Source organism: Ruminococcus sp. (genome assembly GCF_017650195.1).
Classification (GTDB): domain Bacteria; phylum Bacillota; class Clostridia; order Oscillospirales; family Ruminococcaceae; genus Ruminococcus.
Genome location: NZ_JAGCFH010000253.1, coordinates 1 through 2,682 on the forward strand (window position 1 = coordinate 1; position 2,682 = coordinate 2,682).

3 protein-coding genes and 1 pseudogene are annotated in these 2,682 nt (G+C 38.4%); 2 read left to right on the top strand and 2 right to left on the bottom strand.

All coding sequences use genetic code 11. The annotated features are described in order from the left end of the window. Positions 1-68 precede the first annotated feature (68 nt). Entirely contained in the window at positions 69-1,319 is a 1,251-nt protein-coding gene (locus J6U00_RS11500) for a transposase (RefSeq protein ID WP_296581996.1), read from the top strand. 77 nt (positions 1,320-1,396) lie between these two features. Here the strand turns inward: J6U00_RS11500 and J6U00_RS11505 are convergent, their stop codons facing one another. Both J6U00_RS11505 and J6U00_RS11510 read right to left on the bottom strand, forming a co-directional pair. Then, complete coding sequence (locus J6U00_RS11505; RefSeq protein ID WP_296581998.1) at positions 1,397-1,609, bottom strand: hypothetical protein; 213 nt, start codon at positions 1,607-1,609, stop codon at positions 1,397-1,399. Positions 1,610-1,704: 95 nt separating this feature from the next. Next, positions 1,705-1,968, bottom strand: a complete 264-nt coding sequence (locus tag J6U00_RS11510; protein ID WP_365718895.1) for a helix-turn-helix transcriptional regulator — start codon at positions 1,966-1,968, stop codon at positions 1,705-1,707. A gap of 552 nt (positions 1,969-2,520) precedes the next feature. Here J6U00_RS11510 and J6U00_RS11515 point away from each other — a divergent pair. Further along, a pseudogene (locus J6U00_RS11515) lies at positions 2,521-2,682 on the top strand (adenylate kinase); the annotation flags it as partial.

The following is a 2,682-nucleotide window of genomic DNA, read 5'->3' on the forward strand; positions in this document are numbered from 1 at the left end:
ATCAGTAAAATATATACTATAATAAATGCATAGGAAATATCCTAAATCTGAAAGAAAGGAGAAAAGCTATGTATCTTACGGTAAAGCAAAAAGTAAAGCATCTGTCAAAGGAAGAATACAGCATTTTGAGAGAATTGTGTCATATAGCGAAAAATCTTGCCAATGAAGCAATCTACAATGTCCGTCAGTATTACTTCACAGAAGGCGAATATCTGAAATATGAAAAGAATTATGCACTGCTGAAAGACAGCCCTAATTATAAAACTCTCAATTCCAATATGGCACAGCAGATTCTGAAAGAAGTAGACGGTTCATTCAAAAGTTTTTTCGGATTGCTGAAACTTGCAAAGAAAGGAAAGTATTCTTTCAGGGGCTGCAAATTACCACATTATTTGCCAAAAGACGGATTTGCTATACTTGTCATAGGTTTTGTCAGACTGAATGGAAACAAGCTGATTCTGCCTTACTCTCAGATGTATAAGAAAACGCACAAGCCTGTTGAAATCAAGATACCGCCGATACTTGCGGATAAGCATATCAAGGAAATCAGGATCATTCCGAAATCAGGAGCAAGGTTCTTTGAAATTCAGTATACTTACGAAGCTGAATGTATTCAGAGAAATCTTAATCAAAACAATGCACTTGCTCTGGATTTGGGTGTAAATAATTTTGTGACTGCTGTATCAAGTGAGGGCAGAAGTTTCATTATTGACGGTAGAAAACTGAAATCTGTCAATCAATGGTTCAACAAAGAAAATGCAAGATTACAGGGTATTAAAGACAGACAGGGCGACAAAAGAAGAACAACCAGCCGTCAGAAAATCTTAGCAGACAAAAGAAACAGACAAGTCAATGACTATATGAGCAAGACTGCAAGGAAAATTATTGATTACTGCATTACTCATAATATTGGAACGCTTGTCATTGGCTACAATGAAACATTTCAGCATAATTCTAACATGAATAAGTGTAACAATCAGAATTTTGTCAATATCCCATATGGAAAACTGCGTTCCAAACTGGAATATCTTTGTGAACTGAACGGAATTGTTTTTGTCAAGCAGGAAGAAAGCTATACTTCAAAAGCATCTTTCTGGGATAATGATACAATTCCTGTCTATAATGCAGATAATCCGCAGCTCTACAAATTCAGCGGAACACGCATACGGAGAGGTTTGTACAGAACGGCTGACGGAACATTACTCAATGCTGATGTAAATGGTGCATTGAATATTTTAAGAAAAAGTAGTGTTGTGGACTTATCAGTCCTATACAGTAGTGGCGAAGTGGACACGCCTGTAAGAATAAGGGTTGCCTGATTTTCAGGTGAAAACTTAAATACCAACCTTCTTACGAAGCCCCCACCTCTTTAAGGTGGGGGAGAGTTCACCATCATTTAATACCAAGCAATCGTACCGCTTTCTTTATTACAATCAATGTCATATAAAGCATGGGTTGCATAGAAGGAATCGAAGTCATCGGCAGAATGCTTTATTATTTTGCCGCGCCCATTTACAAATTCCACAATTCCAACATCGCCCTTGCCTTCAGGATAGAATTCATACCGCATGACATTTTCATCTTTATAAATTCTTTTGTACTTAAGCATAACCTGTTCTCCTTTCCTCTTCCATTTGCTTGCTGTCGGTACGGTCCTGCACATCATATTTCACGCATTCGGCGCACTTACCCATATTTCGCCACTCAGACACGAGTGACGATTATTATTTTATCTATCGGAACATCAAACATATCCGCAAGTATTATCAGATTATCAATAGTAGGTACAGCGTCCCCACGCATCCACTTGAATATAGCCTGTGGAGTATTGAAACCGCATCTTGCCTGCACATCAGATATTTTGAAACCTTTGGATTTGATGATATTCTTGATATTATTACCTGTTGCCTTTACATCAATCACCGGCATCGTGAGCATCTCCTTTCCTTGAATTATGATTTCAGACATAGAAAAAACACCGCCTGCTTACATACAGACGGTGTTTATCATTTGTATGGATCACAACACAAAGAAAGTGCGTTTCCGAAATGACTATCCACTACGTTTATCTGTATGCAGCACAAATAGAGCCTCTTCACTCTCGTGATAGAAACTTACTTCATAATGTTCGCTATACAGATAGACCATAGTAAACTGTCTCATTTCGGGTAACTCCTTTCGTAATTATTCTTGATACAGTGGTCGCTCTCGACCGTTCCTGTTCTGACTTTACCTGTATTATATCATAGCTTTTCGGAAAAAGCAAGTAAACCACAGGTATATTATAAAAATAGCAATGTACATTTTCTGCACATTACTATGAGTTGTTGTATTATTTACAACAACTGAAAAATGAACAGTTGCAAAAAACGCAACTGTTCCTGCTAAAATGAGTTGCCGCATATTTTGCGATAACTGACAACAGCTCACATCCACACTGACAGGAGCTGTTTTTTTGTTGAAAAACGCCCCCAAATATGATATAATTATGGAAACTATCGGAAAGGAGCCGCGGCTACTATGATAATACTGATAGCAGGCGCTTCGCATACAGGGAAAACGCTTCTCGCGCAGAAACTGCTTGAAAAATACAAGTACCCTTACCTGTCTATCGACCACCTGAAAATGGGACTTATAAGAAGCGGTCAGACCGAGCTCACTCCCTATGACGACGACAAGCTG

What these genes read in the sequence shown, in the direction of transcription:
- J6U00_RS11500 (WP_296581996.1), top strand. Translation starts at nt 69, where the DNA reads ATGTATCTTACGGTAAAGCAAAAAGTAAAGCATCTGTCAAAGGAAGAA.
- J6U00_RS11505 (WP_296581998.1), bottom strand. Translation starts at nt 1,609, where the DNA reads ATGCTTAAGTACAAAAGAATTTATAAAGATGAAAATGTCATGCGGTAT.
- J6U00_RS11510 (WP_365718895.1), bottom strand. Translation starts at nt 1,968, where the DNA reads ATGTCTGAAATCATAATTCAAGGAAAGGAGATGCTCACGATGCCGGTG.